General features: G+C 51.6%; 19 protein-coding genes. 7 read left to right on the top strand and 12 right to left on the bottom strand.

Annotation, left to right across the window (positions count from 1 at the left end; all coding sequences use genetic code 11):
- The first annotated feature begins 12 nt into the window (after positions 1-12).
- Positions 13-582: a peroxiredoxin gene (locus ACKU4E_RS09390; protein ID WP_320170814.1), complete on the top strand. Its 570-nt coding sequence runs from the start codon at positions 13-15 to the stop codon at positions 580-582.
- Positions 583-637: 55 nt separating this feature from the next.
- Positions 638-2,323 (top strand): EAL domain-containing protein, encoded by a 1,686-nt coding sequence (locus ACKU4E_RS09385; protein WP_320170813.1) that lies wholly within the window; start codon positions 638-640, stop codon positions 2,321-2,323.
- Between the two features lie 218 nt (positions 2,324-2,541).
- On the opposite strand, the gene ACKU4E_RS09380 is transcribed toward ACKU4E_RS09385, so the two are convergent.
- The 11 genes from ACKU4E_RS09380 to ACKU4E_RS09330 form a co-directional block, all read right to left on the bottom strand.
- Positions 2,542-3,516 carry an FAD:protein FMN transferase gene (locus tag ACKU4E_RS09380; protein ID WP_320170812.1) on the bottom strand — a complete coding sequence of 325 codons (975 nt, stop codon included), beginning with the start codon at positions 3,514-3,516 and terminating at the stop codon, positions 2,542-2,544.
- The gene (locus tag ACKU4E_RS09375) at positions 3,509-5,623 is read right to left on the bottom strand and encodes an FAD-dependent oxidoreductase (protein WP_320170811.1); all 2,115 of its coding nucleotides are present in this window, start codon (positions 5,621-5,623) and stop codon (positions 3,509-3,511) included. Before ACKU4E_RS09375 ends, ACKU4E_RS09380 begins: the two co-directional genes overlap by 8 nt.
- 25 nt (positions 5,624-5,648) lie before the next feature.
- A complete protein-coding gene (locus tag ACKU4E_RS09370) occupies positions 5,649-6,224 on the bottom strand; it encodes an RnfABCDGE type electron transport complex subunit A (RefSeq protein ID WP_320170810.1) in 576 nt (191 codons plus the stop codon).
- 15 nt (positions 6,225-6,239) lie between these two features.
- Entirely contained in the window at positions 6,240-6,926 is a 687-nt protein-coding gene (locus ACKU4E_RS09365) for an electron transport complex subunit E (RefSeq protein WP_320170809.1), read from the bottom strand.
- A gap of 9 nt (positions 6,927-6,935) precedes the next feature.
- Positions 6,936-7,505: an RnfABCDGE type electron transport complex subunit G gene (gene rnfG / locus ACKU4E_RS09360; protein ID WP_320170808.1), complete on the bottom strand. Its 570-nt coding sequence runs from the start codon at positions 7,503-7,505 to the stop codon at positions 6,936-6,938.
- 3 nt (positions 7,506-7,508) lie between these two features.
- Positions 7,509-8,480 carry an RnfABCDGE type electron transport complex subunit D gene (locus tag ACKU4E_RS09355; protein WP_320170807.1) on the bottom strand — a complete coding sequence of 324 codons (972 nt, stop codon included), beginning with the start codon at positions 8,478-8,480 and terminating at the stop codon, positions 7,509-7,511.
- A gap of 184 nt (positions 8,481-8,664) precedes the next feature.
- Positions 8,665-9,804: a 4Fe-4S dicluster domain-containing protein gene (locus ACKU4E_RS09350; RefSeq protein WP_320170806.1), complete on the bottom strand. Its 1,140-nt coding sequence runs from the start codon at positions 9,802-9,804 to the stop codon at positions 8,665-8,667.
- Between the two features lie 5 nt (positions 9,805-9,809).
- Positions 9,810-10,286 carry a cytochrome c3 family protein gene (locus ACKU4E_RS09345; protein WP_320170805.1) on the bottom strand — a complete coding sequence of 159 codons (477 nt, stop codon included), beginning with the start codon at positions 10,284-10,286 and terminating at the stop codon, positions 9,810-9,812.
- 827 nt (positions 10,287-11,113) lie between these two features.
- Positions 11,114-14,122: a PAS domain S-box protein gene (locus tag ACKU4E_RS09340; protein WP_320172628.1), complete on the bottom strand. Its 3,009-nt coding sequence runs from the start codon at positions 14,120-14,122 to the stop codon at positions 11,114-11,116.
- A gap of 155 nt (positions 14,123-14,277) precedes the next feature.
- Positions 14,278-15,066, bottom strand: coding sequence for an ABC transporter permease (locus tag ACKU4E_RS09335; protein WP_320170804.1), 789 nt, complete (start codon positions 15,064-15,066; stop codon positions 14,278-14,280).
- Positions 15,067-15,756 (bottom strand): ATP-binding cassette domain-containing protein, encoded by a 690-nt coding sequence (locus tag ACKU4E_RS09330; protein WP_320170803.1) that lies wholly within the window; start codon positions 15,754-15,756, stop codon positions 15,067-15,069.
- Between the two features lie 345 nt (positions 15,757-16,101).
- On the opposite strand from ACKU4E_RS09330, the gene ACKU4E_RS09325 reads away from it, so the two are divergent.
- The 4 genes from ACKU4E_RS09325 (at position 16,102) to ACKU4E_RS09310 (ending at position 21,237) form a co-directional block, all read left to right on the top strand.
- Complete coding sequence (locus ACKU4E_RS09325) at positions 16,102-16,461, top strand: DUF805 domain-containing protein (protein ID WP_320170802.1); 360 nt, start codon at positions 16,102-16,104, stop codon at positions 16,459-16,461.
- A gap of 180 nt (positions 16,462-16,641) precedes the next feature.
- Positions 16,642-17,691: an ion channel gene (locus ACKU4E_RS09320; RefSeq protein ID WP_320170801.1), complete on the top strand. Its 1,050-nt coding sequence runs from the start codon at positions 16,642-16,644 to the stop codon at positions 17,689-17,691.
- Positions 17,692-17,916: 225 nt separating this feature from the next.
- Positions 17,917-19,845, top strand: coding sequence for a DUF3365 domain-containing protein (locus tag ACKU4E_RS09315; protein WP_320170800.1), 1,929 nt, complete (start codon positions 17,917-17,919; stop codon positions 19,843-19,845).
- Between the two features lie 219 nt (positions 19,846-20,064).
- Positions 20,065-21,237, top strand: coding sequence for a multidrug effflux MFS transporter (locus tag ACKU4E_RS09310; protein WP_320170799.1), 1,173 nt, complete (start codon positions 20,065-20,067; stop codon positions 21,235-21,237).
- Positions 21,238-21,282: 45 nt separating this feature from the next.
- Here the strand turns inward: ACKU4E_RS09310 and ACKU4E_RS09305 are convergent, their stop codons facing one another.
- Positions 21,283-21,591: a putative quinol monooxygenase gene (locus ACKU4E_RS09305; RefSeq protein WP_320170798.1), complete on the bottom strand. Its 309-nt coding sequence runs from the start codon at positions 21,589-21,591 to the stop codon at positions 21,283-21,285.
- A 141-nt stretch (positions 21,592-21,732) separates the two neighbouring features.
- On the opposite strand from ACKU4E_RS09305, the gene ACKU4E_RS09300 reads away from it, so the two are divergent.
- Complete coding sequence (locus tag ACKU4E_RS09300; RefSeq protein WP_320170797.1) at positions 21,733-22,227, top strand: methylated-DNA--[protein]-cysteine S-methyltransferase; 495 nt, start codon at positions 21,733-21,735, stop codon at positions 22,225-22,227.
- Positions 22,228-22,239: the final 12 nt, after the last annotated feature.

Raw genomic sequence — 22,239 nt, 5'->3', positions numbered from 1 at the left:
TGGATAATATGTATGTTCGCGGCTCTTTCAATTCTCCTGTCTGCTGTTGCACAGGCGGATGTTTCAGCGGAGCAGATTTTTGATCCCGGAAAACTCAAGCCCGTGGACAGTTCCTTGAAGGTCCGCGTTGGCGATATGGCTCCTGATTTCACGCTCCCGTCAATCAATGGGGACAAAATCAGACTTTCGTCCTTCAGAGGGCGCAGGAATGTGGTTATTTCTTTTGTCCCTGCGGCGTTCACTCCGGTTTGTTCCGGCCAGTGGCCGGGATACAACATTGCACGGGAACTTTTTGAGAAGAATGACGCCGTGCTGCTGGGCATCACTGCCGATAATGTCCCTTCGCTTTATGCCTGGACCAGACAGATGGGTGATAACGGAGTCTGGTTTCCGGTCCTTTCGGATTTCTGGCCGCATGGGAAGACCGCTGCGAAATACGGCGTGCTGCGGGCTGGAGGAATCGCCGAGCGGGCCGTATTCATAATAGATAAACAGGGGATTGTGCGTTATGTGGATGTACATGACATCAACAGCCGTCCTGATCTCGGGGTACTTGTTCGGGAACTTGGAAAACTGAAATGATTCCGCCTTCCTTTGAATTGTTTACAGCATTTTGTATTGAGTTTAATAATACCGTATGCATAATTTGAATGAACCTGACCATGCGATTTTTTTTGCCTGCCTTTCCAGCGGACTGATCCTGCTTTTGAGCGGAATATGGGTTTATATCCGCCAGATCGGCATGCTGCGCACAAAAGAGCCTTTACTGTACCGCCGGGTACGTAAGAGTTTTTTCCTTCTCATCGGGCTGATCGCCTCCTTCGTGGCCGGGTATTCGATAGTCCTGATGGGTGAGACTTTCCACTACCGTTTTGATTTCAATTCAATTTTCGGGCCCATACTCTGCCTTGGCAGTATTTTCGTCTTTGCCACCGCCTATCTCACTGTCCGTGTCTTCGGGAATCTTTTGAAATCACGCGAAGCCCTCAAACGTATGGCATACCGTGATTACATGACCGGCCTTCCCAACCGGCGAATGCTGACTGAACAGATACAGTCGGCCATGGACTGCTGCAAGGAAGATCCTTCCCGGCGCTACAGCGTTGTTTTTCTGGATATGCTTAATTTCAAACGGGTCAATGACAGCTTCGGCCACTATACCGGGGACAATGTGCTCGTGGATATATCGTCCAGACTCTCCGAGGCGGCAGGCAGGAATTCCGTTGTCTGCAGGATCGGCGGTGATGATTTCGTAATCCTGCTTCGGGATATTGATTCATGCCGGAGTCTGGCAAGGCTGACTGAAATCAGGGAAAAATTAAGCAGACCTTATGAAATAGGCGGTGTCGAGTTCAAGCTGGATGTCAGTTACGGCATGTACATTCACCGGGGAAATGATGAGGAACTGGGGCCGGATGAAATCATCAACCGCGCCAATATAGCCATGCGCAGATCGAAACAGCGCGGTAAGAATATCCTTTCGGTGTTCACCAGGTCCATGTATGCGTCCTCTTTGGATATCATTCAGTTTGAAAGCGACTTCAACGCGGCTTTGCAGCATGATCAGTTCGAGGTGGTGTATCAGCCGCAGTATGATATACAGGGCGGGATTTTCCTCATCGGATTCGAGGCTCTGGTGCGTTGGCACCATCCTGAGAGAGGATTGGTCAGTCCTGCGGAATTCATTCCCATGGCGGAAGAGACCGGACTTATCGTCAGACTGGATCGTCATGTAATGGAAAAGGCCTGCTCCATGTGGTCCGCGTGCATGAGTGTAAGCGGAGTTTGTCGGGGACTGCATCTTTCCGTCAACATGAGCGCGAAGAACATTACGGAACCGGCGCTTGTGAAGTATGTCTCCGAGACCATAGAGAGAAACGGGATACCTCCGGGAAGTCTATACATAGAGCTGACGGAGTCCGCTTTTGTGGCTGATCCGGGGTTGGCCGCAGCCAAGCTCAGGTCTCTTCTGGCTCTTGGGGTGCATTGTTCCATAGATGATTTCGGTACCGGCTATTCTTCGCTGGCATATCTGAGTACTTTCCCGGCAAGAAGCCTGAAGATCGACAAGAGTTTTATTGACGGACTGGAATCCGGCGGCGATGGAAAGCAGCTTGTGGACTCCATAATATCGCTGGCCCACGGATTGGGAATGAAAGCGGTTGCGGAAGGAGTGGAAACCGGAAACCAGCTTGCCATACTTCGCGAGCTGGGCTGCGACACGGTACAGGGATTTTATCTGGGCCGGCCGATGCCCGGAAATGAAGCCGAAAAACTGGTTCTGTGCAGCGACAGTGAAAACGTAAGCGGCCAGGAAGAGTGAGCTTCCTGGCCGCTTAGCTTTCATGGGAGTGAGGTTGGTTTTCCCGTATGTATGTTGACTCCAGAACCGCAGTGCCTGTTGATGCCCTAAACCGGGCGGTACAGGGGCCCGGTTTAACAGGTGTGTGCCGTTATTTGGGATAGGAGGTTTTTCACGGCAGCTTCTGCGGTTTGGAACAACTTGTTATTATGAAATTTTACTGACACAACTCGGCGGGACTAAATGCCTACCAGCTTCTGCCAGCTGCGCGAAAATGTTTTTTTGCCGTCCTGCGCTAGCATGAGGCCGCCGCAGTTTTTCTGGCCGTTGATGAAAAGTTCCGCCTTGCGGGTATCCATTAGGAAAGCTGCGGTCGAAAGCGCGTCCGCTTCGGCTGATGTGGGGGCGGTTACAGATACGCTTGCCCAGGGCTGAGCGGATTTTTCGTTTACGAAGGTTTTCCCTCCCGAAGTGGATACAGCCGCGTCCTTGAGCGTTATGACAGCCTGAAAATATTCCTTTTTCCACGGTCCGGTTATGGCAACTATCCATGGCTGTCCGGGAGTCCTTTCGCCTTTTGCGCGGATGTCGCTGCCTGCGTTGACCAGATGGTTTTCAATGCCCAGGGACGACAGCATTTCCGATGCCCGGTCAACAATGTATCCTCTTCCTATGCCGTCCAGATTGATCTGCACGTCTTTGCTTTCAAGTCGCATTTCATTTCCGTTTTTCCTGATGGCTGCGGAAAAATGAGCAGACCTGTCGGGTTGTGTTTCCTGTGTCACCTGTTCTGCGGGGACGGTAGGATCAAATACTCCGTTGGAGCGCAGATAGTGGGATCTGGCATGGTCAATCAATTCGACAAATTCCGGAGAGGGGTTGTCCAGCCTGCCGGTCCTGTTGAGCCTTGATATCTCGGAATCGGTATTGCGACGGTCAAACAGAGCGGCCAGCCTTTCCATTTCGTCAAAGGCGGCCTGAATTCCCTTGGCGGCTTCCTCGGCCGATTCATGTACGGCTGATATGGTGACGTCCGTACCCATTATGAAACGGGTCCGGCTGATCTCGCTGCTGCGGCCTCCGATGCGTAAGATATCGGCTATGCGCATGGCCGCGGAGACCGGGGTGGCCGCAAGGGCCGCCCCGAATCCCGTGGCACTTATCGCCTTGACGAATAAACGTCTATTGAAGGTCGCATTAAGTGGATTAATCATTATGAAGTTCGCTGAATTTATGAACGTCTGCGTCAGCGGCATATTCCGATCCGGCTTCGGCATCGTAGCAGGTCAGACCGCAGCGCAGGCAACGGCTTCCTTCCTTGCGGGCCGCTTCGTACACAATGGATCCCTTGACCTCTTCCTTGAATGTGTTCCGGCGTTCCTCTACGGATATTTCGGGAACCTTGATTCTTGGGATTGTGTAGGTGACTTCCATGTTTTTGAGAATGGACTCGGGAATAACCCTGAGCTGCGGATTCTGCGGGTCCGGAATGTCGCCTTCGGTCACGTAGTGATGGATGGCCCGTGCGGCTCTTCTTCCGTCAGCCACGGCCTGGATCAATATACTGCGGCCTGTGTACGCTTCACCGCCGACAAATACGTTTGGTATGTCGGTACGCAGTGAAGAACCGTCTGCCTTGATTCCGCCTGTCTTCTTATTCAGGTTGAAAAGCGGATCGCCGTTTTCATCCTTGAACGGAGCGGTGTCCACCGTGCGGTCGGTTGCGGTGACGATTATGTCCGCATCAATGATGCGTTCAGTGCCGCTGACCGGCTTGGGTGTTCCTGCCGCCTTTTTGGGGTCATCATACTGAACTTCGCAGAATTCAATCCCGGTAACCTTTCCGTCTTCCGCAATAACGCGGGTCGGGCTGGTAAGGTACATGAGGTCTGCGCCGAGTTCGGCAGCACGTTTAACTTCGTTCTTGTTGGCGGACATCTTGCGCTGAATGCATCCGATAAGTGCGGTTACATCGCAGCCGAGGCGTGCGGCACTGCGCACTACATCCATTGCGGTATTGGTTTCACCCACAACAACAAGTTTTTTACCCTTGAGGTCGGTGATGTCCCTGCCGACTTTTTCCAGGAACGAGATTGCGTCTAAAACATTTTCAGCATCATCGTTTTCAATGCCCAGTGCAGGAACCTTCCATGCACCGGTGGCGATGAAAACAGCTTCGTATCCCTGCTCTTCCAGAGACTTGAGCGTGATGTCCTTACCGAATTCCACGCCGGTTTTTACATCTACACCAAGATCAAGGATAGACTGGATTTCCCAGTCCACGACTTTGGACGGAAGACGGTATTCCGGTATGATCCCTTTCATCATGCCGCCGATTGCCTCACGCTTTTCGAACAGGCAGGGCTCGTGACCTATGCGGCGCAGGAAGTATGCGCAGGAAAGTCCCGCAGGACCGGAACCGATGATCGCAACCTTATGTCCGCTCGGAGGGTTGCAGTCCAGCTTGATACGTGAACCGGAGTTCATTTCCCAGTCGGCCACAAAGCGGTGCAGGGTATGGATGGCAACACCGTCATCGGCGATATTGCGGCGGCAGATTGTTTCGCAGGGAGCAGGGCAGAGACGGCCTACTGCCAGCGGAAGCGGGTTGCGTTCTTTCATGGTTAAAAGAGCACCGCGCATGTTGCCGTTTTTCATCTGGTTTATATATGTGCGGACGTCTATCTGGGCCGGACATTTCTGCATGCAGGGAGCCAGGCAGTCGTCTATCTGGTTGAGGTGCAGCAGGTCCATGGTCATGCCGCTGATGCGGATGGCTCCGGTGGGGCATACTTCCGCGCATTTGCCGCAGGAGCGGCAGGCGTTCATGTCTACGACCGGGATGCCGTCGTCGTTGAGGCGGATTGCGTCGAAAGAGCACACTTTGACGCAGGACCCCATTCCGATGCAGCCCAGTCCGCATATTTTCTCCCCCCCGTAAAGCAGGGCCTCCGCGCGGCAGTCTTCCACCCCTTCGTATTCAAAGAGCAGGTTGGCTCTGGAACCGCCGGTGCAGATGTTACCCGCAACTTTGGGCTCCTTGAATGCTGCCTCAACCCCCATGATGGCGGCTATGTTCTGGGCTATTTCAGGTCCGCCCGCAACGCAGATTTCCGGTTCGGCGTCACCCTTGACCACTGCCGCTGCAGCGGCTGAGCAACCGGGGAAACCGCAGCCTCCGCAGTTGGCGCCCGGAAAGCAGCCTTCCACTTTGGCTATGCGGGGGTCTTCTTCGACATGCAGAACCTTGGATGCTGCCGCAAGTATGCCTGCTGCTGTGAATCCCAGCAGAAACAGAATAACAATAGAAGATGTAACCATTTTATCTCTCTCCTTGACTGTCCGGTTAAGCTGCCATGCCCTTGAAGGCGAAGAACACCAGGGACATGATTCCTGCCGTTACCAGGGCGATGGGAACGCCTCTGAAAACAGTCGGAACCGGCGCGATATCCAGTCGTTCGCGGATTGACGAAATAATGACCAGAGCGATCAGGAAGCCTATGCCCGAAGCGAGTCCGAACATGACCGACTTGATGAAGGAGTAGCCGTTGCGCTGGACCATGATAGCCACGCCGAGCACCGCACAGTTGGTGGTGATCAGCGGGAGGAACAGGCCCAGGGATTTATACAGTGGCGGTATGGCCTTTTTGAGGAACATCTCGACAAACTGGACAAGCGAGGCAATGACCAGAATGAAGACGATGGTCTGCAGGTATTCGATGCCGAAAGGCACCAGCACATACTGCTGCAGGGGCCAGGTGATGGCGGTAGCCATGATTATGACGAATATGACCGCTCCGCCCATTCCCATGGCAACATCGGTGGATTTGGAGGTACCCATGAAGGGACAGGACCCGAGGTACTGCACCAACACGATGTTGTTGATAAAAATGGCGGAGATAAAAAGCATGAAGTATTCCATTTCCTGCGTCCTCCCCTACTTGTCCTTGAGATTCTGGATTGCCCCGCAGGCTCCGCAGCCGGCGCAGGATGAATTCATCACATCGGGCGGAGTTTCGCCCTTTCTGCGGCTCTGGTACCTGTTGAAGGCGTTCATGCCGGCAAGGATGACCCCCAGGGCTACGAAAGCGCCCGGTGCCTTGACCATAAGCTCTGCCGGCTGGAAAGAGGACCACATGACCTGCGCTCCGAAGACCGTTCCGCTTCCGAGGATTTCGCGTATGGCACCGAGAAAGGTCAGCGAGGCGGTGAAGCCGAGTCCCATTCCCAGAGCATCGGCAATGGACAGCAGCACACCGTTTTTGGAAGCGAAGGCTTCCGCGCGTCCCAGTATCAGACAGTTTACAACGATCAGTGGAACAAAGATGCCGAGGCGCTGATAGAGCGGGTAGACATATGCCTGCATGAGCAGTTCAACGGCAACGACCAGCGAGGCCGTGATAACGATGAAGCAGGCTATGCGAACCTTGGCAGGTATGATTTTCCTGATCGCCGAGATGATCAGGTTGGACATGGTCAGAACGAATACGACCGCAAGGCCCATTCCAAGACCGTTTTCGGCAGTGGAAGTTACGGCCAGCGTGGGGCAGAGCCCCAGCAGAACCCTGAACGGAGGAAGTTCGGCCCAGAGTCCTTTTGCAAATTCTTTTACTAAGCGGCTCATGGTATCTCCTTAGGATTTCTTCCAGATCAGGTTGATTTCCGGCTTGATGGACTGGTAGATTTCAATAGCCTTGCGTACCGCGTCCACTGTACCGGTGGAGGAGTAGGTGGCTCCGGCAACCGAGTCTATGTCACCGCCCTTGGCTACCAGCTGCATGGAGCCCAGTCCGTGTCCTTTGAACCTGCCAGTGAATGACGGTTCGGTAACGCGGGTTCCAAGTCCGGGAGTCTCCGTCTGGGTGGTGATCCCTATTCCGAGAAGCTCATCCTTGTTCACATCGAATCCGACCATGACTCCGATATCTCCGGAATAACCGGGGGCAAAGGATTCAAGAGCCACGCCGACCAGTTTTCCGTCTTTCATGGCCGGAAATACGGTGACGTCTTTGATGGTCATGCGTTCCTTGATGGGGTCGTTGTCGCGGTTTTCAAGAACCGAAAGAAGAGCCGGGCCCTGTACATAGGTCAGAACCTGCTGTTCTATCTGTCCTTTGGTCGCCTGCTTGAGGTTGACCAGTACTGCTCCGGATGTGGCGCAGATGATGGAGAGAACCACGATCATATGAATTATTTCGCGCATGGTTTATCTGCCTCCGAAAGGTTTGGGACGCACCCGGTCGAGCAGGGGAGTCAGGATGTTTGCCACCATGATGGCAAAGGGAACGCCGTCGGGGTAGATGCCGTAGACCCTGATGATGATGACCATGATCCCGGCGATGAGCCCGTAAAGGACCTGCGGAATGATGCCTACCGGGCACGATGCCACGTCCGGCGCCAGGAAGAAGGCCCCGAACATGACCGAACCGGTCAGCAGGTGGAAGAGCGGGTCGGCGTACATTTCGGGATTGATCATCCAGAAGATAGATGCTGTAGCGGCAACACCGATCAGAAACGCAGCAGGAATGAATATGCGAACCCATCCGGTGGCTACGAGGAAAATTCCCCCGGCCAGCACGGCTATGATCTGCGAAGCTCCGAACCCTCCGAGCTGACGGCCGAGGAACAGGTCCGTATAGTCGAACTGTCCGAGCGAATCGATTCCGAAGTGCTTAAGCTGGTCAAGCGGAGCGTTGATGGCGAATGTTGCCAGGTTGAGGTCTATGTCCATGGCGGCAGGCCAGGAGACGCGGCAGAAAGCCCATGCCACAAGCGGGGCACAGACCGGATTGGTTCCGAACCCGCCGAAGACTGTGCGGCCGAGTACGATGGTGATTGCCGCTCCGCAGGCCACCATCCACCACGGCGCGGTGGCAGGCAGCAGAAAGGCGAAGAGCAGCCCTTCGTATAGGGCGGTGAAGTTATCAACGTTTATGTCCCGATCCTGCATTTTCAGACAGAGGATCTCTGTAAGTACTGCAACGGCACCGGCAGTTCCTGCCGTGGCAAGAGCCGGCAGGCCGTACATGTTGAATGCCGCTAGCAGAGCGGGGAGCAGCGCCAGAAGATGGTACTGCATCATCTTCGTTACGGTTCGTCTGCTGCGCCAGTGCGGAGCGGGCGAGACCGTAAGTCTGACCGAAATGTCGGACATTGCTTTGATTACTGGAGGAGTCATATGTAAACCCTTGAAACTTTGGTTTTTATTGTTCGTCCGGTTTGTCCCTGTATGATTGTCCAATCAATAGCGGAGGCCTGGTATTCCGGCGTCCCTCTATTCAGGGATATCCATGGGGCTTTCCCCGTGGCCGTCAACGAAAGTGCCTGTGAGGCATTTTCATGCCCGGCAGGCTGTCTTGAGCCTACTCTGAATGTCCGCTGGCCCGGAGCTGATCCTTTGCAAAGCGGATGTACTGCAGAATAGGTCTTCGAACCGTACAGTTGAAGGAACACAGCCCGCACTCGAAACAGCTGTTCAGATGGTGCTGCTCGGCCTTGTCGAACATTTCATATTCTGCGTAACGGCTGAGCAAATTCGGCTGCAGGCGGCCGGGACAGCTGAGCACACACTCTCCGCAGTTTATGCAGGTGGCATCCTCAATGGATGGAAACGCTCCGGCTGTGATGACAAACAGGCCGTAGTCTCCCTTTTTTACACCTTCATCCAGACTGTAGACAGCTTCCCCGCGGAAGGGGCCGCCCAGTACAACCTTGTCTCCTGACTTTACGGGCAGATCCAGTTCGTTAAGCAGGTGGCTGATCGGTGTTCCGAGCGGGACGCGGTAATTGCGCTTGTTGACGGTCATCAGCGTATCGGTCACCGGAAGTCCGCTTTCTGCGGCGAGACCGATGTTGTAGAGGTCCATCACGCTGATCACTTTGGTGTCGGCCGGGAATTCCTTCCCTGTTATTTTTTTCACAACCAATGCGTCCAGAGAACGCGGATATTTCGGTTTTATGAAGAATGTTTCCGCACCGGTAAGGGAATAGGATGTTCCGGAAGCTACCGCCAGCACCGTCTGCACAGGGGTGATCATGGACTGGGCTATGCGCAGACCTGTCTCGATCACATCTTTTTCAGTTTCAAGGAGAACCTCGGCCACAGTGATTCCCGGTTCGGGATTGAGACCGTTGATGACCAGCCTTTCGCTGCTTGAGGCCAGGGGAGCCGTATCAATCCCCAGTCCCTGCAGTGTGCGCAGCAGATCCTTGCCCGGGCCCATGGACTGCACATCCAGAGGCTCGACAGCGGTTCCGGCCGCATCGCACTGGATGGTCATGTTATGATAATTTATTTTGGAAACCTTGCCGGACGCTGACGCATGGTAGGCTCCACCGTATTTTGAAGGGTGCTCGGCGATCATGTCGCCACGGGCAAGGCTCTGTCCCTTTTTGGTGTTCAGGACGAGGTTGCGCACCCGGATGTTCAGTTCTGCCGGCGCGGATATTTCGCTGATGGCGTCTCTGGCATCTGATTCCAATGAATAATGAATCTTGAGCATCTAAACTACCTCGCGTGGCACGTGTAACAGGAGTTTTCGCCGTAGGGACCGCCATCGTTTTCATGACAGCTCATGCACTGGGTGTGGAAGGCCTCAGACCGTAAAGGAATATTTTCGGTATCCGGCCTGTCCTCTTCGGCAAGGGGACCGGTGGGAACATTTTCATGGCAGCGAAGGCAGGCTTCGGTGTTCGCGAAGTTCTTCTGGTGTGCCTTGCGGAATTTTTCATCAAACGCCTTGGGGTGACATGAGCCGCACGGAAGAGGCTTGTCCTGTCCGATCTCGTCATGGTGACAGTCGGAGCATTCGTAGCCGAAATCTTCTGTGTGGGTAACGTGGGTGAAGATTACTCTTCCGCCGCTGTTGTCCAACACAACTCGAACCGGGGTTTCCGGTTCTGATGGCGGGAAGAGAAATCCGGCCGCAGCAGCAATGAGGCATACAGCGACGATAAGTGTTATGGGTATATATCTGTTCTTCAACGGATCAATCCTTAAAACTTAGAATGATTCTTGAACTGGCCTTATGGCCTGGAAACTACCGGTAGAAACTGGATGTGCTGTTTCAGTGCAGTTTCGTCCTCCGTGAAAACTTAAATGGTATGTGGAACCCGTAACCTCAGCCGCCGGAATCTCCGAATCCACGAAAATTTCCGGTATATCCCTCTTTTTCATCCTGTTGCGGGGCCTTCTTGGGGGAAGGCCCTTACCGCTTGGACGGTAACAACGGTCGGCATCTTAGATTGGTCAATCAGTCAAGCAGATATTCTCTCTGCGTTGCTTATTTACCCGGGCCGTTATTTCTCCAAAGAGCCTGAGCAATCTTGATGTCAGTCGACCTGTTGCGACGGTTGGAAGCTATATCAATGATTATGATTGGTCAATCATACAATGATAGACAGCAATATACATACCAGCCCATTCGAAGGCTGTTTTTTAGCGCTTGTTTTTGGTGTTTAATTGCCTGTAAATATGGAGAAAAATAAAATCGAGTGAGTGCTTGTGTCAGAGGCGGGGTAAAAATTTTTATAGATTCGCGTGAGCATGTTTGTGCTTTTTTGCACAATATTCTGAAAAAAAGGACTCCGTAAAAACGGACAACCGTCACAAGGCTGCAATGGTACTGTTTCAGGCGATGTCGAGGCTCAATAGGGGGAGTCCTGTTTTTCGGACAGTCGCAATCTGCCGGTGGCTTGTAGCGGAATTGCCGTCCACCGGGCGCGTGGTGTGAGGACCGACTGCAATAGGCAGGCGGAGGGATTTACGGGAGATCTTATTGAACGTGCTGCACTGTCACTGGCAACAGGAAATCAATCGCACCTGCTGACCACTCTGTTACGGCCTTCGTTTTTGGCCTGGTACAGGCAACGGTCAGCCTGCTTCATGGCTTCTTCTATGGTGGGGCTCTCACTGGGTATGCAGGTCAGGCCTATGCTTACGGTAAATTTCACAATATTTTTCCCACAGCGAATTTTCATGTCGCCCAGAGTTGTCCGCAGTCGCTCAGCAACCTGCCGGGCCGAATCCATATCGCCCTGAACCAGCACGGCTGCGAATTCTTCTCCGCCTATTCTGCCGAAAACGTCCGAAGTCCGCAGGGTCTTACGCGAACATTTCACAAGCTCCTGCAGTACGCGGTCACCCACTTCGTGACCGTAGGTGTCGTTGATAAGTTTGAAATGATCGATATCAAGCATCATGAAGAACAGGCTTCCGCCGTAGCGCTTGAAGCGGTCTATTTCTTCCCGTGCGCGCTCCAGGAAAAATCTTCGGTTGCTTGCCCCGGTAAGCGGGTCTGTGCTGGCCAGCCTTTTCAATTCTTCGACCATTGATTTCTGCTCGGAGACATCGCGGGCCACTGCTGTGATTTTTCCGCGCTCCTTGTCCGGGTGGAGACTCCACGAAATCCAGCGCCAGTTTCCGTCTTTGTCCCGGAACCGGCTTTCAGAGTCGCGGACCTCGATTCCCTCCATGAGGCTTTCCATTGATATCAGTGAACGTTCACGGTCGTCAGGGTGGGTGAAGTCTATCCAGCTTCTGCCTTTCAGGTCATCTTCAGACCAGCCCAGTGTTTTGTGCCAGGAGGGATTCAGTTCCAGAAAGCGGCCTTTGAAGTCTGCGATGCTGAGCAGATCAAGAGAGACCTCGAATATGTTTTTGCGGTCTTCCTCTGCCAGCTTGACCGCAGTGATATCATGAGCGGCTACGGCTATGAGTCGTCCCTTTTTGTCTATTGAATCTATCATCTGATATGTGAGGGAAAAAAAACGTCTGCCCGCGGCCGGTAGATTGATCCAGGTCTCATGTGATTGCGGTCTGCCTGCAAATGCCATGTCAATGCGGGGACTGAAGCATTCCTTGAACAGATCATGGCCGATGAACTCCTGCACGTGCCTTCCGATGAAATAATCCGGAGAATACCCGAAGGCTTTGGCATATGAATCATTGACCATAACATATTCATAATCGGCATTTACAAGGAATATCAGATCCGGGGTTACGGCTATGACCCTTTCATATCTGCGCAGCTGTTCCTCAAGCTCTCTTTGATCCGTGATATCCTGTGTTATGCCGATTACGGATTGCGGGCGACCGCCCGGGTCTTCCATGGTAAGCCCGCTTGCTTTCAGATAGCGGGTTTTCCCTTCCGGCCGGATAATGCGAAATTCCCATTCAAAATGTCCGTTATTTTCAATTGCATCGCTCAGAGCTATCTCCAGTCCGGCCAGGTCGTCCGGATGAATCATTTTCATCCATGCGGTATATGTTCCGGAAAACCGGTCTCGCCTGCACCGGTATATTTCGAACATGCGCTCGTTCCAGATAAGTTTTCCGGATGCAATTTCCCATTCCCATACGCCGAGTTTTCCGGAACGGGTTGCAAGCGCCAGTCTCCCGGCATTTATTCTCAGCTGTTTTTCCGCTGCTCGACGGGATTTGATTTCGCGGCTTATCTCTTCATTTTTTCTTTTCAGACCGGCCAGAGCCTCACTGAGTTTTTCGGTGCGTTCGAAAACCTCAATTTCCATTCCTGCATATGCTTCGCGGAGGGCTTCATCGGCCTGCTTGCGGCGTACCACGTTCCACATACCTTCCATAAGCATGGTCAACTGGCGCACGTCTTCATTAGTATAGTCGTTTTCCTTGTTGCCTACTCCGGCAAGCAGCACAATGCTGTCCCCATCGAAAAGGGGCACATTCATGTGCCTCTTGATTTGAATATGGCCTTTCGGCAGCCCTTTTTTGCCTGCGCAATTTTCGTAGTCGTTGGTGATTACGGGCTGGCGCAGTCTTATGGCATCGCCCCATATTCCCGTATCCTCGACACGATAGGTGTATTGAGGATTATTTACAGAACATTGCGGCATCACTCCTTCCGACCACGCATGAATGGTCAGTTCCGTTTCATCATCGTTCACAAAGTAAATGTATCCTATCTCGCTTTCGGTAACACTTACCGCCGCTTCAAGCGCGTAGTCATATATTGATGGAAGGGAAGCATCCACCATCCGTGAAATAGAGGACAGAGCTTCGAATCTGATCTCGTCAAGCCGTCCTTTCATCATCAGGTTCTGCTGTTCGCTCAGATCGGCGGCAACGCACATGACTATTTTTGAATTCCCGACTTCAACGGAGGTCAGGGATACATTGCAATCAACCAGAGTGCCCCCCTTCAGTCGGAACTGCCAGAGGAACCTTTGGCCTTTTCCTTCAAGAACATCAGCCATGGAGGAGAAAAAAAGTTCGCTGGAAACGCAACCTCCGGGCTGCAGTCTGGGAGACAAATCCATGAAACAGGTGTTCAGCAACCTGCCTTTGGAACTGAAAAATAGTTTTTCCGCCTGCTTATTGCATTCCGTGATTCTTCCGTCTTCATCCAGCAGGAGTATCGCGTCTGAAGATGAGTCGAAAAGGCTGGAGAATTTCTTTTCGCTTGCCATCAGTTGTTCTTCCGCTTTCCTGCGGGCCGAGATATCACGAATGATGGCTATGTGGACTTTGTGTCCGGATTGTTCAAATACGGAGACATTGACACAGGCAATTATGTTTTTCCCATTGCGGGTGTGGAGAACAGTTTCAAAACCACTTACCTTGCCTGAATCTTCCAGAATGGACAGCAGATCCCCTCTTTTGTCGGGCTCTTCGTAGTATTCAAGAACGTTACTCGGCACAGAATCTTCACTGCCGTATCCGAACAATTCTTTCGCATTGTCGTTGTAAGCCAGAAGATCCCCGTTTGGAGCCGTTATTACTATGGCATCGGGCGAGGCATCCATGAATTTCCTGCATACCTCGTTTGTTTCGAAAAGAGTCTTCACTTTGTCCAAATAGAAAGCCTTTTTCAGGATGATTGAATTAAATTACAAGATTGAGAAAAACTACTATTACTGTATAGAACATACCATGAAACCGATGGAAACGCCATCCTCTCACTGCATAATCATAACTCCGTTTTTGTCTCCTTACATGCCCGCTATTCTGTTCTGACCAGTAAAGACATTGAAGAAGAAAAGCACCTGCGTCTTACAAGCAGCAGAACAATGATGGAAGAAAGGGCTGTGGAGGCCACCATCATGAACATGACAACAATCTGGTAACGGACAGCCTCTTCCGGGTCTGCCCCGGCCAGAATCTGGCCGGTCATCATTCCGGGCAGGGCAACAAGTCCGACCCCCATAAGCGCATTTATGGATGGAATCATGCCCGCCCGCAGCGCGTTGCGGAAAATTTCTTCCGTAGCCTCCCTGTAGTCTGCTCCGTGGCAAAGCTGCATTTCAACTTCCTCGCGCCTGTTTCTGAGTTCAGAAAAAAAGCGTTCAAGGGAAAGCGACAGGGCATTCATGGCGTTACCGGCAATCATACCGCCGATGGGGATGAAATATTGCGGTTCCCACCAGGGCGTGGCTCCGATGACGAAACGGGTGACGATCACGGTAACCAGTGTAAAGCTGACCATTACCGCCATGCCGGTCGGTATTATGTAGGAGATGCTTTTTTCCCGAACCCGTCCCCTGATGATGTGGACAGCGAATACCGTCATCAGGGCATAGAGAGCTATTACGGGTAGTGCTGCCTGCAAACCGAAAATTATTTTCAGCAGGTAGCCCATGGTCAGCAACTGAACAAATGCCCTGACCACACCTATGGCAAGGTCCTTTTCCAGTTTCAGCCGGTAAAAAATGGAAAGTGCGGCGGAAACCGTGACCATGCTGGCCGCGGCAACCAGCTGCCCCCATGAAATATGGATGAATTCAGCTCCCATTTACGCAACCTCCACACGACCGTTATCCACGGTCAGAAGCATATGTTCGCAAGCCGGTCGATAGTTTGTATGATTGACCATGAGCACGGCAATTCCTTCTTCCGAAAGATGCTCAGCGGTTTTTTCCACCAGCTCCCGGCTTTTACTGTCCAGTGCACTTGTAGGTTCATCAAAACATAGAACCGCCGGGTGTGTGAGCGCAGAACGGATAAGGCACAACCGCTGGCGTTGTCCTACCGAAAGACCTGCGACATTTGTTTGCAGACCTATTTCTCCAAGTCCCAGCCTTTCCAGCCATTCTGTCATTTCCGGGTCATCAGGTTTCGGTTTTCCTTTTCTTATACGCAGGTTGAAGGGCATCAAAAGGTTTTCTCTGATTGTTCCGGGAAGGAGCGTCGGGGTCTGCTGGACCAGTCCTATGCGGGAGCGCATCAGCGGTGGATAGATTGATTTAAGCTGGGTTCCTTCAAGCAGAATGCTCCCGGTACAGGCTTCTTCCAGCCTGACCGCCAGCCGCAGCAGGGTTGATTTTCCTGCACCGGACGGACCGGTGATGAGTGCGAACCCTCCGGCAGGAACGGCAAATGATACGTTGTCAAAACCTTTTCCGCCGGGCCAGTGAAAACCGACTTCTCTGAATTCCAGAACCGGTTGCTCTCCGTCCTTAGTTGTCTTGGATGATGTGGGCATTGTGCTGCCTTTAAGTTGATTGCAGGGTAAAGGATAGTGGTATCATACCAAGTCCTTATCTTATACTTTCTGACTTTATACACTGTCGAATGTCAATTATGAAAAGGATTAATGATGGTTTGGGATTTAGGCCCGATTTTTCCTTTCCGTGTATGTCGTACCGACATGTGCAGTTGATTTTTCAAAAAAAATCTAAAGTGAAAAGCCTTGACACATACTGAAATAGAACCGAAAAGTTGGCGGACGTAAATAATCGTTGATTGATGCCTGTATCCGGGCATGGCGGGTTGCTTTTTGATTTTGAAAGGGGAGGGTGTTACGGCGCCTTTCGCGGAGGAACTGTAGATGAAAAAATATTTTAATATATGGAAAAATTTTAATAATTTTTATTCGACTGCAACAAGGAACGAGTTCAGTTATTTTGCGTTGATCCACGGGGCAATAATATGTCTGCTGATCCTTCTGGGCTACGGGGTTGAGCATCCGTTTGCCTCCAAAGTAATAGGGACTTTGGGCGGGCTTTTCATTGTTTCTTCCATACTTCCTTGTGCGGCGCTGATTGTTCGCAGACTCAATGCTCTTGGCAAGGATCGCAGACTTGTTTTTACCGCTCTTGTACCGGTTGTCGGGCTGCTTTACCTGATTGTGCTCTGCATGAAGAGTGACGGGGCAAAAGAATCGGAGCGATTTCTGATCCCCGGATAAACCTGCTTGGAAATAAACGCACTGCTTCTTTAACACACCCGTTCATACTCAATGCAGACGTTTGTGTTAAATTGTCCGCAATATTGCCTGTCCCGAGTTGTCATACCCCGTCCGGTCCTGCTAAAATAGAAACTGCTGTCAATTGTTGACGCAACCAAACTTAACAGATGCCCGGCAATCATGAAAAAGAGCTTCCTGTGCCTGTGGGCGGGGCTGGCTGCGTATGCGGCTGTTATCCTGCTGATTTATTATTTCGAGTCATCCGGTGACAACTCGAACATCAAGACTGTTTTTGATGCGTTCTGGTATTCGCTGGTGACCCTTACGACTGTCGGGTACGGTGATTTCTATCCGACATCCAGTGCCGGAAAGATTGTCTCCATGACCATGGTGCTCGGAAGTATCGGTATTCTGGGGTATTTCATAGGTAATTTGACAGACCACATTCAAGGGTTGGCGGAGAGAAGAAAGATGGGTTTTGACGGAACGGAATTTACCAATCATGTGATCATAGCGGGCTGGAATGAATTTTCCGAGGATGTCGTAAGCCAGCTGGTCCATGCCGGAAAAAGAGTATGCATTGCGACCGACAACAAGGACCATATCGATTTTATCTATGAAAGTTTTAATCGGGACAAGGTGTTCGTCATTTATACCGATATGAACTGCCGGGAGTGTCTCAAAAAGGCCAATGCCTCGGAAGCGGTTTCACTCATGCCCAATCTGGGAGACGACACCCGGAACCTTGTTTTTGTACTCAATGCCAAAAAATTTTATCCGCATCTTTCCTGCGTGGTGACAATTGATAATTCCGAGCTGAAGGAAACCTTCACCAGCGCCGGGGTGAGTTTCACCATCTGCCGCAATGATATTTCGTCCAAGATCGTTGCCAGTTATATCTTTGAGCCGAGCGTTGCCAGGTTCAATGAGGATATCCTTTCTTCCGCCACCGGTAACGGCGACTATGATGTTCAGCAGTATTATGTGAAAGAGGGGAGCCGCTTTTCCGGGATGCGCTACGGTGATATCTTTGATGAGCTGAAGGAAAGATTCAATGTCCTGGCCATCGGGGTAAGTCGTGGAACCGGTGGGGATCAGGACCTCAATAAACTGCCTTCCCCCGGATTCGAGGTAGTTGCCGGGGACTACCTCATTGTTCTCACTTCAGGGCGGTCCGTGGAAAGTCTTAACCGGCTGTTCGGTTGTTCCGAAGGTATTTATTACACATAGTCACCTGTAAGCTCCTTTTTGCGAAATGGAATATATCTTGTTCCAGATGCTTCTTTCGGTCCTTAACTCTCTATTTCCGTGCAGGTAAAATTTCAGACTTTGTCTGTATGCCATAGCCCGAAAAAACTTATTCGTTTCTGTTGGACATAATTTCCATTTGTCGGTTATTGTCAATCGTGGACTGTTCCAGTCCCGGCATATTCTGACTTAGAGGGATTTGCGGAAATGTTCAGCAGGCAGGAAAACAGAATATTCAGTGCCCGTGGTTCGTTACACGGGTACAGGGCTTTTTTCTGGCTGATTTTTGCTGTCTGGACAGTTGCGGCAGGAGCTTTTCTGCAGATCAGTCTGAACCGTTTGTACGGGCATGCCCTGGAGTCTGCCAGGATTCAGGCTCGAACATCCATTGAAAAAGATATCATCTACCGCCGCTGGAATTCAATGTTCGGCGGTGTTTACGCTCCGCTTGGTGAAAAGCTTCTCCCCAACCCCTACCTTGACCTGAAAAACCGTGATCTTGATGCCGGCAACGGTTTGAGGCTCACTAAAATCAATCCTGCGTATATGACCAGACAGGTCCATGAACTAGGGGAAACCGCTTCGGGGTTGATCGGCCATATAACCAGCCTTAACCCCATCCGACCGGAAAATAAGGCTGACGACTGGGAACGGGAAGCTCTTGACCGGATTGAAAGGCATGGAGCGAAAGAAGTGAGCGGTGTCCGGACGATGGACGGAAAGGAATATATGCGGCTGATGATCCCTCTGGTTACGGAAGAAAGCTGCCTGAAATGTCATGCCGCACAGGGATACAAGGCAGGCGATGTGAGGGGAGGAATTAGTGTTTCGGTTCCCCTCGGGCAGGTAATGTCCGCCGCTCTGGCCGGGCGAAGGGGCTTTGTGGGGGTGACTCTGCTGGCCTGGGCGTTGGGCGGCCTGATGATCTACAGTGCGGCCGGACTCAAGAAAGCTGAACTCGGCTCCCGCCTGAATGAGAAAAAATACCGGACCCTTGTCGAAACAATGGGTGAGGGCATCGTTTATCTGGATCAGGGCGGTTTTGTCCTTTTCTGTAATTTTCCTTTTGCCCGCATGCTCGGTTATGATCCGGACGAACTTCGCAGCATGCCTTTTCACCGTCTGCTGAATGAAGACGGTTTCGAGGAATATTCAAGCAAGGTTGACGGATTACCGAACGGCAAACTGGATTCGTTTGAGCTTCCACTCCGCAGAAAGAACGGGGGTGAAGTGACCGTGCTGTTCTCCCCGCGTATTCTCCGTAGCGAATTGAATGAATCTACCGGTCTTCTGGCGGTCACGACCGATATTTCAAGACTGAAGAAGATGGAGCATGAGATGCTGCGGCAGCAGCGGTTGAGTTCCGTCGGAATGCTTGCCGGGGGGATTGCCCATGAAATAAGCGCTCCGCTGAAGTATCTCGAAGTCAACTCGGCCTTTCTGCGTCGGGCGTTTGCCGCCCTGAATAATTTGGTTGGCAATATGAAACAGGAGGGGCATGGAGGGGCTGAGTCCGGTCTCCCCGAAGCCGGGCTGGAGGAGAGTGATCTTTCTGCAATCATGCAGGAAGTGCCGGGGGTTCTGGATGAGAACGACAGCAGCATAATGCATATTTCAGACATTGTTGCTTCAATAAGCGAACTCGCAACCACCGGGCCTGCTGTTTCTGAACCGGAGGATATAAACAGTCTGATCCGCCAGTGCGTGGACATTACCCACAGCACCTGGGACGGTATTGCGGTAATGGATCTTGATCTTGCTCCGAACCTTCCGGCTGTCAGCTGTATTTCACGGGACATAATCCATGTCTTGATAACAGTGATAATTAATGCCGTGGAAGCTATAACCATAAGACATTCCGGTAGTGACATCGTCAGGGGAACCATAAGAATTGCCAGCGGCAGGGTCGGTTCAGATGTCAGAATCGTTATCTCGGACAATGGCATAGGTATTCCCAGGGAGAATCTGGGCAGGATATTCGAGCCCTTCTTTTCCACCAAGAAACAAGGAAAGGGTACCGGCCAGGGGCTAGCTGTGGCCGGCAGAATAATGAGCGAGCACCACGGCAGTATTTCTGCCGAAAGTTATGAGAAAAAAGGGGCTGTATTTGTTATTTCCCTGCCGCTCAGAACCTGACAGGGCGTTGCGATTTTTCTTCCGGTTCAGCCGTATTTTTTGCTGTGCTTCATTCCAGCTCCGGGGAGAATAAGTATAATTGCGGTTGACCTTCGGTGCGGCTGTACCTTATACCTTCTACTCCGAACTCAGCACTTTCAGTCTATTTTTGCATCAGCAGATATCTTTTTCCTCTGACAGCCAACCCGCGTTACGGGTGATTTTGAAAGGTGTGTTTTCATGCCCAATTTTCTTTTTATTACCATGCTCGCCGCTTTCCCGGCCATCTCCACCGACATGTACCTCCCCGCCCTGCCGACGATACAGGCTGAGTGGGGCATACCGTTGTCCTCGGTCAATCTGTCGCTGGTGGCATTCTTTCTTGCATTCAGTTTTTTTATGCTGATATACGGCCCGCTTTCAGACAGGTTCGGGCGCAAGCCGGTGCTTGTGGTCGGTGTGGGCATCTATGTGGCCGGGTGTCTGCTCTGTGCCTTGTCCGTCAATATCTGGATGCTTGTTGTGTCCCGCATAATTCAGGCTGCAGGTGCTGCCTCCGCCTCCGCTTTGTCCATGGCTCTGGCAAAGGATCTTTATTCAGGCACTGAGCGGCAGAAGGTGCTGGCATATATCGGCGTTATTATTCCCCTCTGTCCGATGGTAGCTCCCATGCTTGGGAGTATTACTACCAGGTATTTGAGTTGGGAATGGATATTCGCCTGTCAGGCGTTGCTGGCTTCGGTGGCTTTTTTGGGCGCGCTGGCCTTCCGTGAACCGGACTTTGAGAAGACCAGCGGCGGAGTACTGGAAATGCTGGCCCGTTATCCGGTTGTGTTTAGAAACCTGCGTTTTACTGTCTACTGCTTTGCTTTTGCCTTTGTGAGTATAGGTTTTTTCGGTTTTCTGGCCGGCTCAGCGGATATTTACATTTCGGGGTTCGGACTCAGCGAGCAGCAGTATGCCATGTTTTTCGGCTTGAACGCCTTTGGATTCATGGCCGGATCATTTGCCTGTTCCCGACTTTGCGTGGGTTACTCATCCATGGCCATATTGAAATTTTCCCTTATCGGGGTGCTTTGTGCTGCAACAGGGATATATTTTCTGGGCGGTGACAAGGTGATGTTTTTTATTACCATGATTCTGATGACTTTTTTCATCGGTTTAAGCAGACCGATAAGCAACCATATGATCCTCGAAACCGTAGACCGGGACATCGGTGCTGCATCTGCCCTGATCACGTTCAGCAGTTTCATATTCGCTGCCGCAGCCATGGAAATCATCTCGTTTGACTGGGGATCCAAGATTGAAATGATAGGCAGAATGGGCATCGTGGGGGGATTGGTTCCCCTGATTTCACTTTTTGTTTTATCCAGGGGTAGCGGGAAAAACGGCACGCGTGCTGCAGAGCGGTAGAATTTTTCAGCGAACGCGTACCGGAAAATGTAATATGTTCTTACATTATTTCGATTGGTTTTCTGGAATGGAGTCCAGCAGTTCCAGCATCTCAAGTTCATTCTCGATCACAAACGGTTCCATTGCGGCTCCCAGTTTTTTGAAGTGATCCGAACCCGAATGTAAGTCAAACGCGGCCTGATCCTTGAATTTTTCAATGAAGCGGTATTTCCCGGTAACTCCGGCAACCTTGTGCAGCCGGTATTCAACAGCGCCTTTTTCGCTGGCCGTTTTTCTGACCAGTTCCCTCAGGATATCCTCAAGGTCTTTTTCTTTTCCTTGCGCAGCCTGAACTGTCGCGGTGAGAATTATCATGGTGTTCTCCGTATTTTGTTTTAAGTTGCTGCGCGTGGAGCAACAGCAGTGCTTTTTTGCTGCAGGTTATAAAAATTGTGTAAGCCGTACGGTGCGATAGCTTAAATGAAAACCGGCGGTATGTCATTGCAGGAGATTTTGATGAAGAATATATATTACAGCAGGTTCACTACTTCTCTATGTGAAGTTGTCGTTTCCGGAAACGGAGAAAGTCTGACTTCCCTGCACTTGAATACCGGCAGCGGGGCCGGACCGATCGAAATTCCCGACCATTGGATCAGAGACGACTCCATGTTCAAGGAGGCCGTGCGCCAGATAAACGAGTATCTTGCCGGTGAACGCAGGAATTTTGATCTTGAAATTGCCCCGGAGGGGACTGATTTCCAGAAAATGGTCTGGGCGGAGTTGTGCCGCATTCCATGGGGAGAAACAAGGACGTACAGGGAAGTGGCGGAAAATATAGGCAAGGCGAAGGCCTTCAGGGCTGTGGGGGCTGCTAATTCGAAGAATCCGTTGCCCCTGATAATACCGTGTCACCGCGTGGTGGGCTCAAACGGAAGTCTTACCGGATTCGCTATGGGACTGGATCTTAAGCGGAAACTGCTTGAACTGGAAGGAATTGTCTGCCCGTCCTGACCTGCTGCCCGA

Source organism: Maridesulfovibrio sp. (genome assembly GCF_963677005.1).
Classification (GTDB): domain Bacteria; phylum Desulfobacterota; class Desulfovibrionia; order Desulfovibrionales; family Desulfovibrionaceae; genus Maridesulfovibrio.
This window is presented reverse-complemented; position numbering and strand designations above follow the sequence as displayed.

What these genes read in the sequence shown, in the direction of transcription:
- ACKU4E_RS09390 (WP_320170814.1), top strand. Translation starts at nt 13, where the DNA reads ATGTTCGCGGCTCTTTCAATTCTCCTGTCTGCTGTTGCACAGGCGGAT.
- ACKU4E_RS09385 (WP_320170813.1), top strand. Translation starts at nt 638, where the DNA reads ATGCATAATTTGAATGAACCTGACCATGCGATTTTTTTTGCCTGCCTT.
- ACKU4E_RS09380 (WP_320170812.1), bottom strand. Translation starts at nt 3,516, where the DNA reads ATGATTAATCCACTTAATGCGACCTTCAATAGACGTTTATTCGTCAAG.
- ACKU4E_RS09375 (WP_320170811.1), bottom strand. Translation starts at nt 5,623, where the DNA reads ATGGTTACATCTTCTATTGTTATTCTGTTTCTGCTGGGATTCACAGCA.
- ACKU4E_RS09370 (WP_320170810.1), bottom strand. Translation starts at nt 6,224, where the DNA reads ATGGAATACTTCATGCTTTTTATCTCCGCCATTTTTATCAACAACATC.
- ACKU4E_RS09365 (WP_320170809.1), bottom strand. Translation starts at nt 6,926, where the DNA reads ATGAGCCGCTTAGTAAAAGAATTTGCAAAAGGACTCTGGGCCGAACTT.
- rnfG (WP_320170808.1), bottom strand. Translation starts at nt 7,505, where the DNA reads ATGCGCGAAATAATTCATATGATCGTGGTTCTCTCCATCATCTGCGCC.
- ACKU4E_RS09355 (WP_320170807.1), bottom strand. Translation starts at nt 8,480, where the DNA reads ATGACTCCTCCAGTAATCAAAGCAATGTCCGACATTTCGGTCAGACTT.
- ACKU4E_RS09350 (WP_320170806.1), bottom strand. Translation starts at nt 9,804, where the DNA reads ATGCTCAAGATTCATTATTCATTGGAATCAGATGCCAGAGACGCCATC.
- ACKU4E_RS09335 (WP_320170804.1), bottom strand. Translation starts at nt 15,066, where the DNA reads ATGGGAGCTGAATTCATCCATATTTCATGGGGGCAGCTGGTTGCCGCG.
- ACKU4E_RS09330 (WP_320170803.1), bottom strand. Translation starts at nt 15,756, where the DNA reads ATGCCCACATCATCCAAGACAACTAAGGACGGAGAGCAACCGGTTCTG.
- ACKU4E_RS09325 (WP_320170802.1), top strand. Translation starts at nt 16,102, where the DNA reads ATGAAAAAATATTTTAATATATGGAAAAATTTTAATAATTTTTATTCG.
- ACKU4E_RS09320 (WP_320170801.1), top strand. Translation starts at nt 16,642, where the DNA reads ATGAAAAAGAGCTTCCTGTGCCTGTGGGCGGGGCTGGCTGCGTATGCG.
- ACKU4E_RS09315 (WP_320170800.1), top strand. Translation starts at nt 17,917, where the DNA reads ATGTTCAGCAGGCAGGAAAACAGAATATTCAGTGCCCGTGGTTCGTTA.
- ACKU4E_RS09310 (WP_320170799.1), top strand. Translation starts at nt 20,065, where the DNA reads ATGCCCAATTTTCTTTTTATTACCATGCTCGCCGCTTTCCCGGCCATC.
- ACKU4E_RS09305 (WP_320170798.1), bottom strand. Translation starts at nt 21,591, where the DNA reads ATGATAATTCTCACCGCGACAGTTCAGGCTGCGCAAGGAAAAGAAAAA.
- ACKU4E_RS09300 (WP_320170797.1), top strand. Translation starts at nt 21,733, where the DNA reads ATGAAGAATATATATTACAGCAGGTTCACTACTTCTCTATGTGAAGTT.